The sequence below is a fragment of the Aeromicrobium sp. PFPM2_SD2 genome, assembly GCF_057364525.1.
The window spans coordinates 1-1107 of sequence record NZ_JBNFNZ010000622.1; the positions used below are offsets into that span (position 1 = coordinate 1).

Consider the following 1107-nt stretch of genomic DNA (forward strand, 5'->3'; position numbering starts at 1 on the left):
CGCCGTGGAAGTCCGCGCCGTCCTCGTCCGGGAGTCCGGCACGGGCGCCAGCGTGGCGTCGTCGTGCTGCGTGGCGGCCAGCGCCTTGCGCGCCCTCTTCTGCGCCTTGCGCGCCTGCTTCTCGGCCTTGGCGGCCACCTCCAGCGCCTTGCGCGCGGCCTCGCGCGACTCGGCGGAGCGGCGCTTGTGCTCCTTGGCCTTGGCCTTCCAGCGCTCGGCGTCGTCCGCGGACTCCTGGGCGGCGGCCTTCAGCGCCTTGACCTTCTGGCGGTAGCTGTCGATCTTCGCCTCGAGCTCGGCGATCTCGCGCCGGGCGGCGTCCTTCTTGCCCATGGGCACCTCCTGCCTCGAGCGTGTCCTACCCGGGTGAACGGGCGGCGAACACCACCCGGACCGGCTCAGAACAGCCCGGGATGCTCCAGGGCGAGCAGGGTGCGCTTGCGCTCCAGCCCGCCGGCGTAGCCGGTGAGCGTGCCGTCGGCGCCGATGACCCGGTGGCACGGCACCACGATCGGGATGGGGTTGCGCCCGTTGGCCGCCCCGACCGCCCGGGAGACGACCGGCTCGTAGCCGAGGCGACGGGCGATCTCGCCGTAGCTCGCGGTCTCGCCGAACGGGATGCGCCGCAGCTCGCCCCAGACCTTCTGCTGCCAGGCCGTGCCCTCGCTGGCCAGCGGCAGGTCGAAGTCCTGCCGCTCCCCCGCGAAGTACTCGCGCAGCTGCTGCTCGGCGGCGTCGAGCACCGGGTCGGCCACGCGGGTGCCGCGCGGCTCGGCGTCGAAGTCGATCGCGGCGAGCAGACCGGCGCGGGCGTGCAGCCGCAGCCCGCCGATCGGCGAGTCCATCCAGCGTGTCGTCATGGTCGGTTCCTCTCGGGGACGGGCGAGGCCGCGGCCGCCACAGGTGCATGCCGGCGTAGGAGCGCCAGGGGCGCCACCGGTCGGTGTCGTCGGCGTCGAGCCCGCGGCGCTCCAGCTCGCGGCGCAGGACGAGGTCGGTGGTCAGCAGGACGTCGGGGTGCGACAGGGCGCGCATGAGCACGTAGTCGGGCGGGTCCAGGGTCCCACGCCGGGGGCAGCGCGAGCAGTCGGGACGCGGGGCCTCGTC

General features: G+C 74.7%; 1 protein-coding gene and 1 pseudogene. Both read right to left on the reverse strand.

Annotated elements, in window-relative coordinates; translation table 11 throughout:
• Nucleotides 1-333 (reverse strand): annotated as a pseudogene (locus AC2W7G_RS16940) (hypothetical protein); the annotation flags it as partial.
• Nucleotides 334-398: 65 nt separating this feature from the next.
• Nucleotides 399-860 carry a methylated-DNA--[protein]-cysteine S-methyltransferase gene (locus AC2W7G_RS16945; RefSeq protein ID WP_485869469.1) on the reverse strand — a complete coding sequence of 154 codons (462 nt, stop codon included), beginning with the start codon at nucleotides 858-860 and terminating at the stop codon, nucleotides 399-401.
• Nucleotides 861-1107: the final 247 nt, after the last annotated feature.

Coding starts and splice junctions, on each gene's coding strand:
- AC2W7G_RS16945 (WP_485869469.1), bottom strand. CDS start 860: ATGACGACACGCTGGATGGACTCGCCGATCGGCGGGCTGCGGCTGCAC.